Origin of the sequence: Xylanibacter rarus, assembly GCF_001275135.1 — a bacterium.
Classification (GTDB): domain Bacteria; phylum Bacteroidota; class Bacteroidia; order Bacteroidales; family Bacteroidaceae; genus Prevotella; species Prevotella rara.
This window is the reverse complement of sequence record NZ_LFQU01000010.1, coordinates 1-20710: the sequence shown is the minus strand read 5'-3', so window position 1 is coordinate 20710 and position 20710 is coordinate 1. Positions and strand designations below refer to the sequence as shown.

Sequence of the window (20710 nt, the reverse complement as noted above, 5' to 3'; positions counted from 1 at the left end):
AAAGATGAGTGATTCTAAATTACAATCATTATCAGAAATATTCAACAATAAAATATTTCGTATTCCCGATTTTCAACGTGGGTATTCTTGGGAAGAACGCCAGTTAGAGGACTTTTGGGAGGATATTCAAAACCTTAGCCCCAATAAGATACATTATATTGGATTATTGACGGTAGAACCTGTAAATGCAAATGAGGTATCTAATATCGAAAAATGGAAAGATGATTTATGGCTTCTCAAAAAGGGTCTGTCCGCATATTATGTAATAGATGGACAGCAGAGATTGACGACTTTAATTATCTTATTACATGAGATTTTATGTACGTTTAGTGATAATGAAGGTATTAATTACGGGCAAAAGAGTGAATGGATTGACCGTTTTTTGTATCGTTCCTACAACCAACTATATAAATCTTTTGTATTTGGATATGAAAAGGATAATCCAAGCGATGAGTATTTCAAAACAAAGATTTTAGAACAGGAATCCTCTGCAGCAGACAAGTATCCCGAAACCTTGTACACAGCAAATCTTATGTTTGCAAAAGAGTATTTCAAAAACAAGCTTAAGCCATTGAGCAAAGAGGATAGAGAGACAATCTTTGATAAGGCTACAAACAGGTTGAAATTCAATTATTATGAAATAGATGATTCATTAGATGTATATGTGACATTTGAGACAATGAACAACAGGGGCAAAGATTTGTCCCATTTGGAACTCCTAAAAAATCGTCTAATATATTTATCCACTTTATTAGATGAAGATGATGAAACAAAAGGACGATTAAGGACAGATATTAATGAAACATGGAAAACCATATATGAATATTTAGGCAAAAACAAGGATAATCCATTAGATGATGATGACTTTTTGTTTAATCATTGGATAATGTATTTCACATACGATAGAAGTCAGTCTGATGTGTATGCCGAATTCTTGCTCAAGAAAAAATTCACCGCAAAAAATGTAATAAGTGGAAATATCTCAATTAAAGAGATAAAAAATTATATAGACAGCCTATCTAAATGTGTAAAGCAATGGTTCTACATATTTAACATTCAATATTCTAATCATTCAGATAGAATAAAAGAGCACATTCAGAAGCTGGAACGAGTTGGATGGGGAGCTTTCCCTCCAATGATAATGGCTGTATTTACCAAAGAAACCAATGAGGATTTAATTTGGAATTTTTTAGATGCTTGTGAAAGATTCAATTTCTTGGTTTTTGCTGTATCACACCGTTCTTCAAATACGCAAAATAGCAATCTTTACAGAAAGACAAGAGAGTATTATATGGGACAGTTTGATATAGAAACAATTACGGCAGATATTGACTCTTTGACGGATGGGGAAGACGATGAAAACTATTATGGATGGTTTGATTTGGAAAGATTCAAAAATCATATAAAAGAACTATTCTCAAAAAATGATAGAGAAGGCTTTTATTCATGGAGCGGACTTAGGTATTTTCTCTATGAATATGAATTGTACCTACAAGACAATGCTAATATGAAAGTCTCTTGGGAGGACTTTAACAAGAGAAAGAAAGAGGATACAATTGAACACATATACCCACAATCACCTAATGATATTTATTGGAAAAATCGTTTTGGGCATCTTAAACCTTCAGAAAAACGTCAGTATTTGAATTCCTTGGGGAATCTATTACTATTAAGCCGTTCTAAAAATTCAAAGTTGCAGAATTACGATTTTGACAAAAAGAAATGTCTGCTAAACAAAGACGGAAAAGAAATAGGATACTATAATGGCTCGTATAGTGAAATTGAAGTTTCTAAACACAAAGAATGGACTCCGGATGAAATAAAGAAGCGTGGTTTGTTGATGCTGAAATTTATGGAGGAACGGTGGAAAATTAGTTTCGATAATTGGAATATATCAAAAGAGGATATACTATTTCCTTAACTGATAATTATTGGGGTGGATATTTGCAGTTTCCACCCCAATATCATATATTTGCACCACGAGTTATTGCATTGAAGCAAAATGTGGAAAAATGCAGTAAATAGCACAGTTGCCAAGTCATTACCTCAAAATTGGGTAATTCTCCCAAAGTCCTTTGTATAAGGCACTAAGAAAAGTATTCCAAAATTACATATAAATAATGACAAACAAGAATTCAACAGCGTTTATATTTAAAACATATCGTCAACCCATAACAGTTATAAATTTAACCGAAGCCAACTTTAATCACGGAAAGGACTGTTTAAGGTCAACCGAGATCAGGAAAGGACACAATCTTACAAACCATTAAAAAGTTTTTAAAGAAACTCATCACTCGTCACGTCGGCATGTAACGACTTGACATTCAATGCATTACGATGCGACGAGTTGACTTTCCAACTCGTCACACTATCGGCTGTCTCCATGTTATGTGATGAGTTGGGCCGGCAACTCATCACGCTATAACACGCTGAGCGACAATAGGTTAAGCTGCAATGTGACGAGTGACGAGTTTCTTTTAAAAATATATTCGCCCGTATCATCAACACAAGAACATAAACATTGCAACAAGAATATGCAGCATACGTTATAAATGCCATTATATTTAAATCTGTATAAAACAAAACGCTGACATATAAAATCATACCTTTTACACCGCAAAACATGACCTTTCAGCATGCAAAAGGGCACGTTTTAATAAGCCATTTGATGCCTTTTGCTAAAACGATATTATTTCAAGACATTATATGTCTACATTGCAAAATCACATCTTCATGCTAAAAAATAAAATTGTGTATTGGACTTAAGATTAAGGCACAATTCCATAAACAAAGCAGAACATTACAACTTCTGAATTCTCTGTCTAAAGTCTTCAATAAGTTTCTTTATCGTCTCATTCTTGTATGAAACATCTTCATAGAGGTATTCACCGGGAGAAGACATAATGAAATAATCTCCGGGGCGTCCGCATTCAGACAATGTAGCCAAACCTAAAGACTTAAAGTCATTATCGACCAACTCCATTCCCAAATCTTCTTTCAGCACCTTTTGCACAGCTTCGTCAGGGATGTTATAAATGCCTTTGTCTGCCATCAGATAAACAATATATTTACTCGGGCCTGAATTGGCACGACAAATAGGTGATTCCAGCATATCCAGGAAATTTATTTCAGGTTTCTTTATTTTCATTGCCAAGACAATGTCCGGACTCTTATATCCCCTCTCCACTTTATTCTTCAGCGCATAATAATAATGAAGTCTGTCGCGTGAAAAATTTCTGTAGAAATAAGGATCATACTGCACGCAGGTTTCATCACGGCCTTCAAGCCCGAGAATCTGCTCCAGTTTACGAATCTCGGCATTAAGTCTCTCGCGCTTTCTTGCAACGGCAGGTATGCGGTTATAAATCTTCTTTACACCATCTGCCAACATTACAAATGGAATGCTTAATACCAATCCAGCCAAAACGCCTCCAACAACGACATTGCCCACCAGCTCATCCTTATCAATTTTCTTAAATTTCATAGTCTATTTTGTTATAAAATTTGTTTTCACCTTTATCACCTTCTGCATCTTCACCCATAAAGGCACATTCTGCAGAATCGAAGTTAATCAATTTATATCAACCGCATTTATCATCATCACACGCAAACCCGCAAATAGCACATATATCGCCTTACAAAGTTAATACATTCAACCGATGTTCAGTTGACGCACATATCCTGACCGTCATCATCAGCATTCAGCTCTGTATATATCATCTTGCTCTCAACCTTACGTTCATAGACCACCTTCATCAGGTCGTTATAATTATCGTTGAGCAGATTGCAGGTAGCAAGCAGGAAATTAGCAAAGACATCCAGACTAAGTCCGTCTTCTGGCACGTTAATCATGGCCTGTGCCATAAGCCTGCAGTCGTCTACAGACAGATACATGTGTGCCTGATTAAACGCCATATAGTGTATCTCGTTAAAATATTCTATCACAATAATTTATTATTTTTTGATTAACGATACAATAGTAATCATATTTTTTATATATTTGCAATATTTATTACTGTTTTAAATTACTATTAATGTTATGAATAACTTAACTAAATTTCTATTAATCGTATTGATATTTTTTTGCTTTTATTCATGTAAAGACAAAGAGACTCCAATTGGAGAATTAGAAGAAATAAGTATTGACCTAAAAAACAATAGTAATACATATAATGAAGAAGATTGGTTAACTGTAACAGAAAGATTAAACAATGTAGAAAATGAATTAGAAAAATATAAACCAGAATATACTGATAAAGAATTAGAAAAAATCGGCTATTTAAAAGGGGTCTGTGCCGCTTATCTATTTAAACAAAATTTAAAAACTACATCTAGACAGATTCATGATGCAATTATAATGCTAAAAGGCAGTCTTAATGGCGTTTTTGAAACAGTCAAAGAAGATTCAACATACTGGAACTTATAAAACAGGTAAAAAATCAGACTAAAGTTTCTATTAATAACAAAAACTTCAGTCTGATTTTTATAATTATCTTCTAACAATAAAGTGCCATAGTTCCCTTATCCAAAGTACAAAAGAAGATAACACTACAATTATTATCCAATCCAAAAATTTCATTGGAGTACAATTAAAGAAATCAAACAGAACTTCCACAATAATAATTTGTCCCATAAAAATAATTGCGACAATTGTGAAAAATTCCTTGCTCATCTTCAGTTGGAAGAAACTCTTACCTGTTTCAAACGAGCGTGTATTAAACATATACCAAAGATGTGTCCATACGAATATAGAGAACAGTAAGGTTTGTTCATACGGCGACAGGCCATTAGCCTCGCCGAGTTGACAATGCAGAAGATCTGTCATTTGTGTTATTTCCGTATGCTGGAAGATATAAAGGAATATTACGAGCAACAAGAAAAAGAAACCGCCCACACCAAGAATATCCTTCATCATTGGCTTTGTAAGGATGAAAGCCTTACGATTACGAGGTTTATCACACATTACAGAACGAGACGGCGGAAGCGAGGCAAGAGCCATTGCTCCAAATGTATCCATGATTAGATTGACCCAAAGCATTTGTGTTACTGTAAGTGGAGATTCTGTACCCATGAATGCTCCAACAAGCACAATAAAACATGCCGCCACATTTACCGTAAGCTGGAACAATAAGAAACGTTGGATATTCTGATAAAGTGAACGTCCCCACATTACTGCACGGCCAATACTGCTGAACGAGTTATCGATAATGGTTATGTCAGATGCTTCCTTAGCCACAGAAGTTCCGTCACCCATTGACAATCCTACATGTGCAGCTTTCAGAGCAGGAGCATCGTTAGTTCCATCACCCGTTACTGCAACGACTTGGCTGTTGCGCTGCAACGATTCAACAAGACGTTTTTTATCCATAGGCCGTGCTCGGGCAATAATCTTCAAGCCAAGAACTTTCTTGTCAAGCTCACTATCTGATAAAGCTGCAAATTCTGGACCAGTAATTATCGCTTCATCTCCATCTTTTACTGTCCAAAGTCCAATTTGCCGTCCAATCTCTTTTGCGGTTCCAGGAGTATCTCCTGTTACTATTTTTATATCTATTCCAGCGTTTATACATTCTTTGACTGCGGCCGGAACATCCTTACGCACAGGATCTGCTATCGCGACAATACCGAGGAAGGTCATGTTTTCTGCCACTACCTTACCGTTTTCTATTGTCTTATCGCCATTCTCAAGCACCTGGTACGCAAAGCCAAGCGTGCGCATTGCCTTATTTTGATATTCTGTCAATTGTCGGGTTATAGTGTCGTCACTTACATCTCCGTCAACGTGCTTACAAAGAGAACGTACAATCTCTGGAGCACCTTTTACGTAGAGAATATTCTTGCCTTGTATAAAGGCTGACTTGACGACGGTAGCCATATATTTACGCTCTGTCGAAAAAGGCAGTTCCTCAACAACTTCTGCCGCGTCCTTCAGCTTCATATAATTTATACCCATATTGTGAAGCCAAAGTAACAATGCACCTTCTGTAGGATTTCCGAGGACTGACGGACGTGAGGGATTTTTCAGGTCTAGTGTCGCAGTGGAGTTCAAAACAATACCCTCTTTTATTATTCCGCTTTTTTTGTCAGCTCCTAGCATCTGGCTGTTGAGACCATAGAACTTTATGTCATTAACGCTCATCTGGTTTTGTGTAAGCGTACCCGTCTTGTCTGTACAGATAACGGTTGTTGCACCCATAGTCTCGCAAGCATGCATCTTGCGCACAAGATTGTTTGTCTTAAGCATGCGCCGCATACTGTAAGCAAGACTTAAGGTTACAGCCATTGGCAAACCTTCTGGCACGGCCACAACAATAAGCGTCACGGCAATCATCAGCGTCTGTAATACATAAGCCGTAATATGCGCCCATTCTAGAGAATTATCTCCTATAAAGAAATAGGCTATAAGGCGACCTATTATGACAAAAGCTGCAAAACCATAACTGAGTTTCGTGATAAGGTCACTCAGACCGTCAAGCTGTTCGTTGAGAGGTGTCTTCACACTGCTTGAAATCTCATTCTTTTCAGCCAATTTCTGTGCAGCCTCAATTTTCCTTTCATCCAAATTAGTATCATTGCTATCGACTTTCTTGCCAAGAACAGAGAGTAATATTTTACCGTTTTCAGTATTATCACCTACCTCAGTCACACAAAATATGCCGTGTCCCTCCATTACTTTCGTGCCTTTTTTCACACTGTTGGTAGGATATGTGGCATCATTGTCAAAATCGCCTTCGCAGACACTCTTATGACACAAAGGTTCACCCGTAAGAGTAGACTCGTCAACATTAAGACTTACACTCTCGAGAAGCACACCATCAGCAGGTATTTCAGCTCCTGTCGACAATATTACAATATCACCTACAACAATATCCCTCTTGGGTACTTTCGTAGCATTGCCGTTGCGGATAACCTCCACAGGCTCATCATCGTTAACCTGATTCAAGATAGTAAACTCTTTATCAGCTTTCAATTCAAAATAGAATGCTAATCCTGTAGCCAAAAGAATCGCTACAAATATACCGATAGGCTCAAAAAAGACAGCTCCACCTTCATGTAAACCGAAATATTCATAAAATGAAATTCCGATAGACAAGATACCGGCAATCATCAATATAATGATTAATGGGTCTTTGAACTTCTCAAGAAATTGTTTCCATAACGGCTCTTTTTCCGGCGGTGTGAGTATGTTCACGCCATGCTTGGCCCGGCTTTCAAGCACCTCCTTGTCAGTCAGGCCTGTGTAATGTTGTTTCTGTTGCATATTTTTAATTTATGAGTTAAATTCACTTTCGCTTATCGGCTCTGTCGAGAAGTTGTTTTCGGCCGAGGCGTTCCTGACGTTGATTTTCAATTCGTAATTCACTTCCCGCAACGAGTTCTTCCGGCCGAAATCAAACACGTTGCGGCTCTTTTCATAAAAAACGTGCGTAGTGAACTTGCCTACGGTCACAGAGTCGGTGTCATGCTGCATCCAGTCTCTGCCGTAAGCAAGTTTCAGGTAATATTTTCCTTGTGGTATTTGTGACACTGTGGCCGTGGAGTTCTCATTGACGAAAACAAACCTTATGCAACGGTCGGTCTCCACATCCATTATCTTAACGGCCACACTGCTGCCTTCACCCATAGTTATGTCGAAATAATTGTCTTGCAGGCCGAACTTGGGCTCATACCCGTATTTCTCTGACAAATCGCCATTCTCAACAGGCCCGGCTGTCCATCCCTGCTGCAACAACGCTTCTTGCTGCCCTGTGTATTCCTGGCGTTCACGGGATACGCCGGCAGGCTTGCCCGAGCACGACAACAACACCGCCGCCATGCAAATAAGCAGATAAAGCTTTTCCATACTCAGAAAACAATGTGATTAATTATACCGAATGCAATGATAACTATCCCGACAATCTTACAAAACATGGCAAATGCTTTCTTGTTCTTCTTTTTTCTGAAACGGCCGCCGAACATGATTGGCAAGACAAGCCATACGCATAAGCCAACAATGATTGATATTGCCATCATCCTTTATTTTTATTTAATATGGACAGGCTGCCGCCCGCATAACGTGGTGCAGTGCAACCTGTCCATATTTAAAGTCATTTTACAAGTCCTTTACGGTAAATCTCGTTGACACGGGCCTGGATTTCGGCATAGCGGTCGCCGAGTTGCTGCTTGCGCACCTCACCGTTACCGTACTTTCCGCGGATTACTTCACGTGCCAGCTCTTCCACGTCTCCGCCCACCGTTGATGCCTGGGCGGCATCAACTCCGGCCGGCCCGGCATTCGCCGTACCTGACTTGGCGGGCTGACCTGCCGCATCGGCTGCACCGTCAGGAGCCGGAGCCTCAACGTTCTCTTCCGAGGCGTCCCCTGCGGTTGCTTCATCGCTTTGCGTGCTGTCGGCCGCTTCAGTCGTCGAGTCAGCTTGTGCGTTTTGTGTGCTGTCGGCCACAAGCGTCGTTCCGGGCTTTGCCGGAGTGCTTTCACCGTCGCCTTTATGCGTGAAATAATACGCCAGCCCGGCCACTATAAGGATTACCACGATAATGGCAATCCACTTGCCGGCGCCACCTCCTTGGCTGCCGCCTGATGTCAAGTCCGTGCCGCCTTGGTTACCGCCACCAGCAGGTTTCGTACCGCCGGGCGTAGACTCCGCCGGGCTAACCGGCTCTGTGCCGGGCGTCTTTTTCTTCAGCGTAACCTTCTCGCCGGCAGGGCTTTCAGAATTGGCGATGCCTGGAGTTTTGGCTTTCAACGTTACTTTCTTTTTCAGTTCTACCATACTATTCGTCTACTATAAGAGAAAAACCAGGTATCTGCTTGTATGCTTCATCCAAACTCATCACACGGCTTTCGTTTTTCAATGCAAATTCGCCGTTATTGTTGTTGATTGAGCATACGCAATAAACATGGCCTTCGTCTTTCGAGTCAGCAGGCACCTCAAGGTAATCGCCTGAGTCGCTTTGGATTTCAACACGTCCGCCTTCGTCGGCGTATGTCACGTCATCGCCTTCTATTGCCGCACCGTAATTTACAATGCAGATGTAAGCAGTGTCAATGTCGTCGAACTTGGCGATGTTGATTTGCTCACTTTCTTCGCCGCCCGGCGTCGGTTCTTTTGCGTCGCCAAGATGCAGCATATATGGGAATTTGTCAAGCGCGCCAAGGTCGCTCTTTTTATTTCGGTATTCATTTGAGAACACCCCGCCTATGTTTCCGTCCTTTTTCTTGAAAAAGAGACACAGGTCAAGGTCTGTGTCTGATGTCCACAAGAGTTTCACCTTCAGCTTTCCCGAGAATGTGAAAGCCACTGACTCATTCTTCTTACGAAGAGTGATTTTCTTTTTTAATTCAACCATAAAGCAAATTTTTTTAAAGTTAATAAATAAGTTATTCACAAATAAGCGAAAAGCCAGGTATGCGCTCGAAAGCCGTTCCGAGGTCCATCACAACACCCTCGTTCACCACGCCGTTCTTGCCGTCGCGGTTCTTTATTGAGCATACATGGTAGACGTGGCCAGGCTGGTCGGCGTCGATGGCCACCTCGAAATAATCGCCCTCGCTGCTTTGTATCTCCACGCGGCCGGAGTCTTGGGCGAAGTTCACCTCCTCGCCGTCGATGGCCTTGCCGTAGTTGAGCACCACCACGTTGGCCGTGTCAATGTCGTCGAGCTTGGCGATGTTGATTTGCTCCACGCTTTCGCCTCCCTCAGACGGCTCTGCCTTGTCGCCCGTATGCTCCATGTAAGGGAACTCTTCGAGCGAACCCATGTCGCTCTTCTTCTGGCGGAACATCGACGAGAACACACCGCCAGCCTGTCCGTCTTTCGTCGTGAAGAAAATACACAGGTCGAGGTCTGTCTTAGTCTTCCAAAGCAACTTTATCTTAAGGTATTTTGTAAAGACAAACTCCGCCGGTTTTTCCTTGCGCTTAAGGCAAATTTTCTTTTTTAATTTCACTTCAGCCATAATCGTATCTTTTTATTGGTTAATAATGCCCTCATCCTTAAGCCTTTAAGGCTTTGCCTGCGCTTTGTGTCCTTCCGTCGTGGTTCATGAGCCCTTCCGCAGACCGTCAGGTATCTTTTTGCAAGGCTTCAGGCCACAGTCAGAAATCGAAGCCGCCGCTCTTGCCGCCGGGCTTGCCGCTCCATGTGTCGCTGTCGAAGAAGTCGTCGCCCGTGCGTCCGGCTTTTTTCACTGTGCTCGCGGGCTTCTTCTGCACAGTCCCGCTGCCTTTATTCCCAGACTTCAGCGGCTCGCTGAAGAAGTCGGGAGCAGCTGTTACTTTCGCGGTTTCAGTCGGTTTCCCCACAGGCTTTTTCCTTGTGGGGTTGCCGGTCTTCTTTTCAACTTTTTGCGTATTGCCGAAAAAGTCGTCGTCCAAAGGCTTTTTCGTCTTCTGAGCACCGTCCTTGGTGAAACCTTTTACCACTACGGGCTTTTTCACAGCGTCATCTTCCGGCGTTTCCTGCGTATCGAAGAAACTTTCAGAACTTTCCGCCTTGAATATCTGCCTGAACAGTTCTTTTAGTTCTGCTTTGCGTTCAGGATATTGCTTTTCCAACGACGACAGAAGATGTTTAGCCTCGTCAAACCTCTTGTCTACAATGAAGCCTTTAACCTTGTTTATTTCGCCCGTATATGCTTGCTCGGCCTCTTGTTTTCTAAGTTTCTCCTTAGCTTTGTCCAAACAGGTTTTCAACTTTCCATCTTCCTTTATTTTCAATGCTGCCGTGGCGTATTTCACAGTGTCGGCCCACTGTTCGTTGAAGTTGGCGTCCCAAGCCTTGTCAGACAGTTCCTTCCACAGCCGCTCCGCAGCCTCGGCTTTTTCTTTCTCCGCCTTTAGGCTTTCGACCTCGGCCAGCCATTGCTGCTGGTTGCCGGTGTCGGCGTCGGCAAGCATACGGCAGGCGTTTATAGCCTCTTCCATGTTGCCGGCGGCCTTGGTCTTGTCGTAAGCCGCACGCAACGTCTTTACCGTTGCCAGGCTTTCATCAAGCAGGCGTTGGACCTCGGCTGTTTTCTCCTTTACCAAGGCGTTGTCTTTGTCCAAAACTGCGACGGCCTTCAGTTCTTCGAGAGCCTTGGCATACTGCCGCTGCGACATCAGAAGGTCAGCGCGCGACAGTCCTGTATCTATCTTTCCAGTCAAGGTTATTTGTTTCTTGGCCTCCGTCTGTATGCGTTTAGCTTCTGCCGAATCTTTCATGCAAGCAAGAGCCTGTTCGCTTTGCGAGAGTGCGTCTTGCCACCGGCCTTCTTTCAGGCTTGCCTGTGCTTTTTTTATTGCGTCGGCATATTGTTTCTGGCGCATTTCCTGCTCGGCAATCAGCCTCAGGGCTTCTTCCTTTTTCTCTGTCGCGTCCGCATCGCCCGGATTGTTTTTCAGGGCTTCGTCGGCCCAGTCTCGCATAGCGACGTAATCTTCTTTCTTATAAGCGTCGTCAGCCTCGTTCATCGCGTTCTCATAGCGCATTTTCCTTTCACGTTCGGCCAGTACTTTCTCTTCACGCTCTTTAGCCTGGCGCTCGGCCTCTTCCTTACGGCGGGCTTCTTCCTTGGCCATTTGCGTACTCTTGAGCTCGGCATCGCCTTTGGCGCTCATATCTTTAGCAGCAACAGAGAATTGGGTGCAGTCCATCACGGTATATACCGAAACGATATTGGGCAAATCCTCCGTGTTATAGAACACATAGCCACTCTCAGGCAAGATGTATCTCCTTTTCAGCGCTTCGGTGAACTGGGTATTTGTAAATGTGTCGCCTATGAACACTATGCCTTTTATGTCTTCTCCCGAAATGTCGTTTTCCTTAACAGAGTTGGCAATTTCCCTGATAATGTTATCCACGCTTACAGAAGTCCGGGCGTCGATGTCTTTTTTCAGTATTACAGGACTGTATTTTTTGTCTATGTTGGCCGACAGGCTGACATCGGGTATTTTCACAGGCCGCCCTGGCTTTGCGTTGTTAAGACGCACAACCCAGTCGTCAACGTATTGTGCCAGACGGATGTACTCCCGCTCAAAATCCTCCATGCTTTGGAGGAAATGTTCGCTCCTGTTGATGCTGTGCACCACACTTTCAAGGATGGCCCTGCCGCGGAGGTCGGTGCCGAAGCCATCAAGGCTCTTTTCGCTCCGTCTGTTGAACAGCCCTTCCTTGTACTCATAGATTGAGTGGACAAGGTTCTCGTTGCAAGCGTTCAAAGTGATGTAACAACCCTCGTCACCCAGCCGTTTATGCCTCACGGCATATTCCAACGCTAAGTGCTCTATGTGGGCGGCCGACTCTTTCACTGTGAAATTCTCTTGTTCGAGCACTTTATTTATGAACACTCGCCTTGCCGCATACGACACATCTTTCGAGAACGAGAGGTACACATCGACTGTCTGATTGTCACCAGCTCCGACGGCATCTCTCAATTCGCCGATTATGCCCGAAAACTTGAAGATGTCAGCCATAGTCTTTTTCATGTTATATATAGTGAACGTGTTTTCATCGTACACTATAAGGGAAAAGACATCTCCGTAATAATGATTCTCACGGTTATGAAAATGAGGCTTGTTGTTCTTGCCGTATATTACTTTGTCATTAACCGTGTCTTCATAAAAGTACAGCCAAAAACGGTCGTCCCGGCTGCGAGGTTTCACGATGCGTGGCACACCATCGGAGCACACGGCCCCGGTGATGTACCATTTATCTACATATAGTGTCAGAACCTTCATCCGTCACATTATTGGTTGAATGCTTTTTGTATCAATGTTTTGTTGAGGAAACAGATGCCCTCTGCTATTATTAGCGGCTGGTGGTACTTGAAGCCGTTGTCCTGGTTCTTGCGCACTTTCATGTACTCCGTGTCGTATTTCTTTATGTAAGCGGCAATGCTAGCCGGCAAGTCGGCTATGTCGTCGCGAAGGTCTTTGTCGGCCTGCGGATATAGATGCGTCCTGCGGCTTACAAAGTCGATGAAGATGTTCATGAACTTCTCGAAATTCGGCACGCCAGAAAAGTCGAAGTTGCTCATGTCGTTGGCAAAATAATCACCGGTCAACTCCGTTTCGGTGCGTATCTCCTTCGGCGTACCTTCAGAGTCAATATATCTCACATTCTCTTCACCACAGATGTCAGAGTCTGTATGTGCACCTTTTTTCTCAACTTTGGACTCTTCCACCAAACCCTTGGCCACCTCGGCCTTGTTGTCTACCTCGATTTCGCTACGGTATTTAACTTTCATTTCCTTGTCGATGACAAGACCTACACCGGCGTTCAAACATTCTGCATAATATTCCGAAGCAGCACGTCCGCCGGCTGAGTTGCGCAACCAATGGAACAGGCGCCCGCCCTTGCCGAACGACAATATGTCAACACTGTCGATGTCCAAGTTTTCGGCCTTAACGGTGTTTCCTATGAGCATTCCAGAATAAAAGAGAAGCAAGCCTGTGACGTATGCCGGGATGGTGAATACGAACTTGGCATCTTGGTCTATCGAAGTGTAAAACTCCTCATAGTCGTCCGTACTCTTGAGCTGGTCGAAAATGCTGTTCAGGTAATACGGGGCTTTTTTAGGTTCATCGAGCATCTCCTTGATATTGGCGACGTACACGTCGGTCTTCTTGCTCTCATGGAAGTTATAGAGAGCCTCGCGGAACTGTCTCGACTTTATCACGGCGTTGAAGAACACCCCGGCCGCCAGGCGGACAGAGCTTTCCCTGTATAGCGTCGGCTTGTTGCCGTTGTTCACATCGTTGGCAAGAAGCAGTATGTCACTTGTGCTGCCTCCAACGTCGATGCCGAGGAACATTTTGTTGCGCGTCAGGCCGAAGTCTTGTGACAACGCAAAGCTGCACACAGCCTCCGCCTCAGTTGGAATTTCATAGTCATCGGGCATGAATTTACTTGTTCCAACTATAGGTGTTATCTTCCAAGCTTCTTCAAATATTTTCGTCATCTCGGATATGTCGGCTTCCATCATCGAACCGGGATAGCTCCATACAATGCGTACAGGACAGATGTTTTTCTTATAAAGGTATGCGCAGACATTAAGCCACACTGACTTGATGAAAGCCCTTTTCCGCCTTCGGCCACGGTCGTCGTCAAGCCATTTCATGTTGTAATGCAACTTGCCGGCCTGAGTGGTTATCTCATAATCATCCATGTCGCATACACGCACGTTAGGCCTGTTCACCGGCACCCCTCCTACTATTTCGTCGCCTTCCTGACCTGCATCATAATACCTCGGGTCATGCTCATGCAGCCATGACTTCAACTGGCCGTTGGCTGAAGGATAGTTACTGAAGAACAACAGTTCATTGATTTCGGCCACTGAACGAGGATTGGTGTTTTCCTTGCCAACGAGCACCATGCGGTTGTTCTCGAAAGCCACAGGTTCGGCATTCCTGTCCCCATCTTTGAAATACACGCAAGTGTTGTTGCTGCCGAAATCTATGCCAACAACAGCTTTACCGCGAAGGTCTTTATCTGAAAGGTCTTTCACCACCTGCGGACGGAACATCAAGAAGCCTGCATGCACATCCTTGCCCGTATCTTTCACCGTAGCCGACAGCCCGGCCATCGGCACATCGGCCGATATTATGTTATACTTCGGCAGCTCGTCACCTTGTCCAGGCGGATATGTCAGGAGTCTTGTCACTTTCACCTTCTTTTCCTCGTCAGGCTTAAGCTCATAATCCCCAGTAAAGAAATCGCCGTCGATAGTGTGGACAAAATCCCCGTCTTTGCCGGCTGTCTTGAATATCGGGGTAAACCGTTCCTTAGCTTCTGAAGTGAACTCGGAATAGAGGTAATACTTGTTCCATTTATTTGACACGAAGTCAGGCCACATTATTACGTGACCAAGGTCTGTCATCCAGTCGATTTCATACTCGCGCGTGTTCAGTGTCACTGACTGTCCGTCTATTTCCACTACGAGAGTCACGGCCAGCTGTCCCGAGTCAGTAAGCTGGGCGGTAAGTTTTGTGTTGCCTCCATCGATGTATCCGAGAAGGCTTGATAAACTGTTCTTAAATATTTCAACGCCGCGCTCTGACAACGGCAGCGAGAAATAATTTGTGTCACCGTTTTGTATGTCTTTCACCCTGAGCAGAAACACCGACCCGTCGGCGAGCTTCGGGCGTTCGTTGGCTTCCTCTGTCCAACCAATCACATATTTGTCGTCGCTCAAGAGGCTTTGTATGTCGCCTATTTTCTGGTAATCGCCGTCGTTAGAATAAGTGAAAGTGAAGTCAGGCTTCATATAAACGGGCACGTCGCTCTTAAACAACAGCGAGAAGGGATTGGCCAAGTTTGGATACTTGGCTATCGGACCTTTGTCCCTCAACCTGCCTCCGCCGCGCTGCATCAGTATGTTCTCCCAGTCGCGGCTCATTTTCTTGAAACCGCCGATACTGACCGGTCTCTTGTTACCACGCTGTGAGTTTATTTTTTTCTCAAAGGCGTCGATGTTGCAGTTCATGTTCTTCACGAAGAGATAAACCTTTTGCAACTGGTCTGGAGTGAGGAATTTCGTTGGGTCATCGAACTTGCCTTCTCTGTACCATGATATGTCGCTGGCGTCCTGGCCTATATTTGTGTAATCAACGCCGGTGAAAACGCCGGTGAACGGCGAGGTGCCGCCTACGAGGTGGTCGCGGTAATATATAAGATGGATGTATGGCTGGCGGTCAGGGTCGGGGTCGTCCTGGTCGTTCCACAGGTCTTTTTCGTCAAAGAGCATACGCCCGAATGCCGAGGCGATGTCGTAATCGTCTCCCTTGACGTTCATCTTCAACGGATTGGAGAAGCGCACGCGATCGGGGAAGAGGGCTATTACGGCCAAGAGTCCTTTCCACTCGTTGTACAACAGGCCATAAAACTGCCATAATCCGGCTTGGTTGATGTTAGGGTCGGGCGCAGCCAAGGTCTGCATGGCGAATTTGAACAGCTTGGCCCTCGCCCATGGCGTAGGCACTCCTGAAATCAAGGTGCCCAACTTCTCTGCCGTCAGGCCTTCAAGGATTTTCCCCGTCTCTATGCCTTGTATGTATGACACAGCCATGTTAAGGTCGTTCCATACGCCTTTACCACCCGTGGTTATGTCTGTGTAACTTTTTATCAATAATGCTTTTGACATGGCTCTTTCTTTTTGGAAATTAAAGAAGTTAAAGAAGGTTGAACAAATGTTTTTTTACACATACAATTACTCTTACCCCTCTTGCTCCTTCCTTTCTTTTTATTTAAACTTATATAATTTTGCCAGCGTGTCAAACACCAACTTATAAAGCTGTTCGCCTTTGTTTGTGATGTTTTGCCACGACTTGTTGCTGTCTCTCTCGCTGATGAATTCCTTCTTGAACGAGTTGAACTTCGAGCCGAACAGACCGGTCTTGAACTTGTTATCCTTGCCCGTGCCTTCGTTACGGTATAAAGAGTCGTTCCAATCCATCTTCATCAGTTCCTTGTAAGATGTTGGGTTGAACAGTGAGGTGTTGAACAGGAACTTGTCGTCACTGCCAGCCGAGCGGTACACCTGCTTCAGCCAGCCTTCCTCGAGGCTGCCACCACCTGTCTTCCTTACGAAGAACAGGCGGAAATAGTTTTTCAGGGCTTCCACCTGGTTGACGTCAATGTCCTTAAACTCTTGTATTTCTTTCTGGTTGCCTGAACGTACACTCTCCACGAAATCGTCTTCACCGTTGCAATACAGTGCGAAGACTATCAGCATACCGAACTTCTGGCAGAATTCCTTTTCCCTTTCAGTGCCTACAAAGTCGGCAAAGTCGAGGCGGCCGTCGTCGGCAACGGCGCGGTAGAGATATTCGGTGTTGGTCAGCCGCTTGTTCTCTGCGAGCTTGCTTTCGTCAGCGTTATAGAAGTCAAGGGCGGCCGAGGCGGCAAGAAGTTCTATATAGTGTGAGTCGTTCTTCTGTTCCGAGCCTCCGGTGATAGTCTGTTGCGCGTTGCCTTCTTTACGCGCCATCGGGTTCCATGCCATATTGTCGGTGCCTATCATGTAAAACCTCTGGTAGGTCTGTTTCACGGTTGTGTCGTCGTCGTAAAACATCATGGCCACCTGTGAGTTGAGGGCGAACTTGTCGCTCGTGGCTATCACTTTCTGGTTTTCCAGTTCGGTGGAATTTGGTGTGTTGAAACTGAAGTAAGCCGTTAGCAGCGTTGAGCCGAAATACACGCTTTGCAGCACATTGGCCGCACCGTTGCTCATTATCTCGGCGGCCTTGGCTATGGCTTGCGGTATGATTGGGATTGACGACGCCCCCGTGCCGCCGAACACCGAACCGAGGATGAACACGCGCGGGTTGCCGTTTTGCGAGGCCTTCGTCAGTTCACTGAGAAAGTTTTTCATGTCGTTACCGGCCTGTGACTGCGCCGCCTCAATGATTGAGTGGTACATCATCATCGAGCCGAGATGGGTCTGGGCGCGGTAGCCGTGACGCAGGTTAAAGTCCTCAACCTGTTTTGTCAGCACCAAGTCGGCCAAATCGGCTTCCTCGCGATTGTTGTATTGGGTCGTGTCATAGTCGAACACAGCCTTAAAGCTGCTTTTGTTCTCGTAATCGGGACTGAACTCATAATACTTTATATTGGCTGAGAAGAACGTGTCTTTCAGCGCCGTGCGTGCTGCCTTGTCACGGCCTTTGGCCTCGAGGTAAGCGTCTTTCAGTTCCTTGAGGCGTGAGAAGTTGCCGTTGTTCTTGTCGGTGTCGAGCGCAAGGAGGTGTATTTCAGTGTCGTCGAACATCCCCATCGCACACAAGTGGATGAGCGCCTCTATGCACCTCATCCCTGTGCCGCCTATTCCTAAAACAAAATATTGTCGTGCCATACGCTTGTCATTTTTTTACCTTGCCCAATATAGAGCCGAACTTTGTACGGCGGAACACAAACATCAACGCCACGCCTACCACGACGTAAATGCCGAGGTTTATGAAAAGACACTTGGTGTTGCAGGCCTTGAACATACTCTGGAAGCCGACGTTGCGTATGGTGTCGGTCACTACGAGGTCGTTATACAGCCAGAAGCCGAGCACGGCCACCACGCCTATAATGATGTATGCTATGCGGCGTTTTATGTATGAACGGTCGTTGCCGCCTTCCCACGGGAAAAGGTTGGCTACGAGGAAGGCCAAGGCGATGGCCACTATTGACACTATGACAGCGTAAATCATCGTGCTGTCCATCAGTTGTTCTACTTGTTGTAAATTAGTTACAGGTATCATGATTATTGTTTTTTAGTTGATTATCGTTTGTTTGCTTTAACGTAAATTGTGTAAATGGGACTGGTGGCCATCATATCCTTGATTGACGGCTCGGCAAGGCATTGCTTTATGCTCTCGGCCAACGAGACGTTTTTTTGTCCAGGCTGGTCGATGCTGTCGAACGTAAACATCGCCTCATACTGTTTAAAGATGTTTTCGGTGCTTGATATGCAAATGTCAAGCTTGAAATAAGTGCATGGGGCGCCTGTGAGTATCGACGGGTCAAAGTTCTGCGTGTCGAAATGCAGGTCTATCACACCGTGCTTCTTAAATTCGCTTTCGTCTATCTTAACAAAGTTCTTGTATTCAGTCGGTGTTATCTTTCCGCCAACCTTCTGCCCTGCGTTCTTTGCGTTGCAGAAATTTGTGAATTCTTGGCTTATGTCATACGAACGCACCGTCACATCGGTAATACGGTAGCCGCCGAAGCTGTTGCGGTCGATTTTCAGCTTGCCGGTGAATGCCGCCCCGTCAGGCAACGGTTGCCCTGTGCTGTTTGACACGGCATTGACGATGTAAGGCTCAATGGCATCTTCCCAGTCAACCTGCCACTCCTGAGCCTCGAACGTGCCGAAGCCTTTCACCTGTGCGCTAAGCATTTCGTTGGGCGTAGTATGCGTGCTTTCTGCTGCCAATGCCGGGTGACTTGCCGAAAGGTGGAACATCTCCACCTGCGGATAGGCCTCAAGCTTCACTGTCTGGGTTATTTTATCATAGATGTTGCCTTCAAGCCTCGAGTCTGTGAATATTATGTAAAAGCGCTTCTTATTATATATTGCTCCTTTATAAGGTTCTTGATACGGCTCTGAAAAGATGTAAATATCGTGCCCTTTCTTCAGCCATTTGGTAAAGGCGTCTTTAAGGTAAGGGTTGTTGACGTTGCCGAGGGCTATTGACTTCTGGAAATACTCACCGTCGGTAAGAAGTACCGACTCGTTGCGGCTCTCGGCCATCTTTTCGGCAGCTGTCTTCAGATCAGCGTAGTCATAGTTGGTTATTGACTTCAACAGGCTAAAAACATTGCCTTCTTCTTTAGTTATCTGAGCACCCTTTATTGAATAGTATTCGTCTGCCGCATCAACCCACGATGGTACCAAAGCTTGATAGAACGGCGAGTTCTGTCCGAGCACATTACACGTAGAATAATCCACATAAAGTACAAGTTCGTCATCTATATCCTCACCACCATGTCTAAAATACGTTTCATCAAAATCTTCAATATCTTTAAAATATTCTTCTGTTGATTCTGGTACATATGTATTATATGTATTACCACTAACACATGAAATAAAGGCCACACAGCCCGAAACAGCCAACAAAAGATTCTGCAGTTTTAATTTTGGTTTCATTTTCATAGCCGCAATAAAATAAGTCACCGCCAGCACCCTCAAACGGATAGTTTTTGGTATTAAATTTTTTACGGCACAAAAAAAGCGTGGGTACTTCTGCCGTCCGTCCCACGTCTAAAGGCTCTCGCATTGCCCGATATTGAAGAACGGACAACGTTATAGCCCACGCCGATATGAATATACACACTACATTTGTCATGCAAATATAATCCAGCTTACTCTCTGCGAAGCATACAAATGAGTGCGAAATGAATTCACATCCCGGGGCGTTCACGTTGCCTTGCGCTCTGACAATATCGTTTGAATTTGCGAGATTCTTAGACGTCAAAGACAAGACGTTTGCAAACGCCTTTTTTACATGTCGTGTCTCAACCCACCCTAATTACTCCACATATGAAGTTATCGGCGTGTGCTAAAACGGGGGTAAAGTTAAATATTTTTTTGTAAAGAACAAATAATCTTTAATAATAATTATTATTGTTTTATTCAAAAGTTTTCATGACACATTTTAACCACGCTAAACAACTGTTTGAACAACTTGAATCAATTTATCTTAAAAAGATTTAGAGGAATGGCGGCTTAATGAGAAATTGGCTAATTTTGCAACATCGGCTAATAGCCGGGAAACGATGTGAGGAGGCGAACGACAGGAAACGGAATGAAAGAAATTTATTTTTGATGTGACATATGAAAAGGATTTTATTTATAATAACCGCGGCAATAATTCTTGTGGCATGCGCCACGACGGACAGGCAACAGAATGACAGGAAGAAACAGGAGAAGGCCAAGATGATAAGCAGGGCGGTGTGCAACCGCGACTTCAAGATAAACGTGCAGACAGCTCACCCTACGAGGAGCATGTCGGTACAGCTGACGGCAGACTTCGACCTGAGGATTAAAGGCGACAGCGTGGTGTCGTATCTGCCCTACTTCGGCAGAGCTTACAACGTGCCTTACGGAGGCGGAAAGGGGCTCAACTTCAGCGGCGTGACAGAGGACTTCAAGATAACGCAGCCTAAACGCGACAGAAAGCACGTGGAGTTCAGCGTGAAGAACGATGAGGATACATATAAATTCCACATTGATATTTTT

General features: G+C 44.4%; 15 protein-coding genes. 3 read left to right on the top strand and 12 right to left on the bottom strand.

What is annotated here, in order from left to right:
* Positions 1-4: 4 nt before the first annotated feature.
* Positions 5-1921 (top strand): GmrSD restriction endonuclease domain-containing protein, encoded by a 1917-nt coding sequence (locus tag ACU52_RS06525; protein WP_053398201.1) that lies wholly within the window; start codon positions 5-7, stop codon positions 1919-1921.
* Between the two features lie 879 nt (positions 1922-2800).
* On the opposite strand, the gene ACU52_RS06520 is transcribed toward ACU52_RS06525, so the two are convergent.
* Entirely contained in the window at positions 2801-3484 is a 684-nt protein-coding gene (locus tag ACU52_RS06520; protein ID WP_053398200.1) for a hypothetical protein, read from the bottom strand.
* A 179-nt stretch (positions 3485-3663) separates the two neighbouring features.
* Positions 3664-3945, bottom strand: coding sequence for a hypothetical protein (locus ACU52_RS06515; RefSeq protein ID WP_053398199.1), 282 nt, complete (start codon positions 3943-3945; stop codon positions 3664-3666).
* Positions 3946-4039: 94 nt separating this feature from the next.
* On the opposite strand from ACU52_RS06515, the gene ACU52_RS06510 reads away from it, so the two are divergent.
* Complete coding sequence (locus ACU52_RS06510; RefSeq protein WP_053398198.1) at positions 4040-4426, top strand: hypothetical protein; 387 nt, start codon at positions 4040-4042, stop codon at positions 4424-4426.
* Positions 4427-4489: 63 nt separating this feature from the next.
* Here ACU52_RS06510 and ACU52_RS06505 read toward each other — a convergent pair whose 3' ends face one another.
* From ACU52_RS06505 to ACU52_RS06460, 10 genes are all read right to left on the bottom strand, one after another.
* Positions 4490-7261, bottom strand: coding sequence for a calcium-translocating P-type ATPase, PMCA-type (locus tag ACU52_RS06505; protein ID WP_053398197.1), 2772 nt, complete (start codon positions 7259-7261; stop codon positions 4490-4492).
* 9 nt (positions 7262-7270) lie between these two features.
* A complete protein-coding gene (locus ACU52_RS06500) occupies positions 7271-7843 on the bottom strand; it encodes a hypothetical protein (RefSeq protein WP_239684887.1) in 573 nt (190 codons plus the stop codon).
* A 244-nt stretch (positions 7844-8087) separates the two neighbouring features.
* Entirely contained in the window at positions 8088-8774 is a 687-nt protein-coding gene (locus ACU52_RS06495) for a hypothetical protein (protein WP_053398196.1), read from the bottom strand.
* A gap of 1 nt (position 8775) precedes the next feature.
* On the bottom strand, positions 8776-9351 hold the full coding sequence (locus ACU52_RS06490) for a hypothetical protein (protein WP_053398195.1): 576 nt from the start codon (positions 9349-9351) through the stop codon (positions 8776-8778).
* Positions 9352-9382: 31 nt separating this feature from the next.
* Positions 9383-9961 carry a hypothetical protein gene (locus ACU52_RS06485; RefSeq protein WP_053398194.1) on the bottom strand — a complete coding sequence of 193 codons (579 nt, stop codon included), beginning with the start codon at positions 9959-9961 and terminating at the stop codon, positions 9383-9385.
* Between the two features lie 139 nt (positions 9962-10100).
* Positions 10101-12722, bottom strand: coding sequence for a hypothetical protein (locus ACU52_RS06480; protein ID WP_053398193.1), 2622 nt, complete (start codon positions 12720-12722; stop codon positions 10101-10103).
* Between the two features lie 8 nt (positions 12723-12730).
* On the bottom strand, positions 12731-16126 hold the full coding sequence (locus ACU52_RS06475; RefSeq protein ID WP_053398192.1) for a hypothetical protein: 3396 nt from the start codon (positions 16124-16126) through the stop codon (positions 12731-12733).
* A gap of 99 nt (positions 16127-16225) precedes the next feature.
* On the bottom strand, positions 16226-17836 hold the full coding sequence (locus ACU52_RS06470; RefSeq protein ID WP_053398191.1) for a hypothetical protein: 1611 nt from the start codon (positions 17834-17836) through the stop codon (positions 16226-16228).
* Positions 17837-17843: 7 nt separating this feature from the next.
* On the bottom strand, positions 17844-18230 hold the full coding sequence (locus tag ACU52_RS06465; RefSeq protein ID WP_193391574.1) for a hypothetical protein: 387 nt from the start codon (positions 18228-18230) through the stop codon (positions 17844-17846).
* A gap of 20 nt (positions 18231-18250) precedes the next feature.
* On the bottom strand, positions 18251-19618 hold the full coding sequence (locus ACU52_RS06460; RefSeq protein ID WP_239684886.1) for a hypothetical protein: 1368 nt from the start codon (positions 19616-19618) through the stop codon (positions 18251-18253).
* A gap of 687 nt (positions 19619-20305) precedes the next feature.
* Between ACU52_RS06460 and ACU52_RS06450 the strand changes: the two genes are divergently transcribed.
* Positions 20306-20710, top strand: a 405-nt coding sequence (locus ACU52_RS06450; protein WP_053398188.1) for a DUF4251 domain-containing protein, incomplete at its 3' end; no start/stop codon positions are given.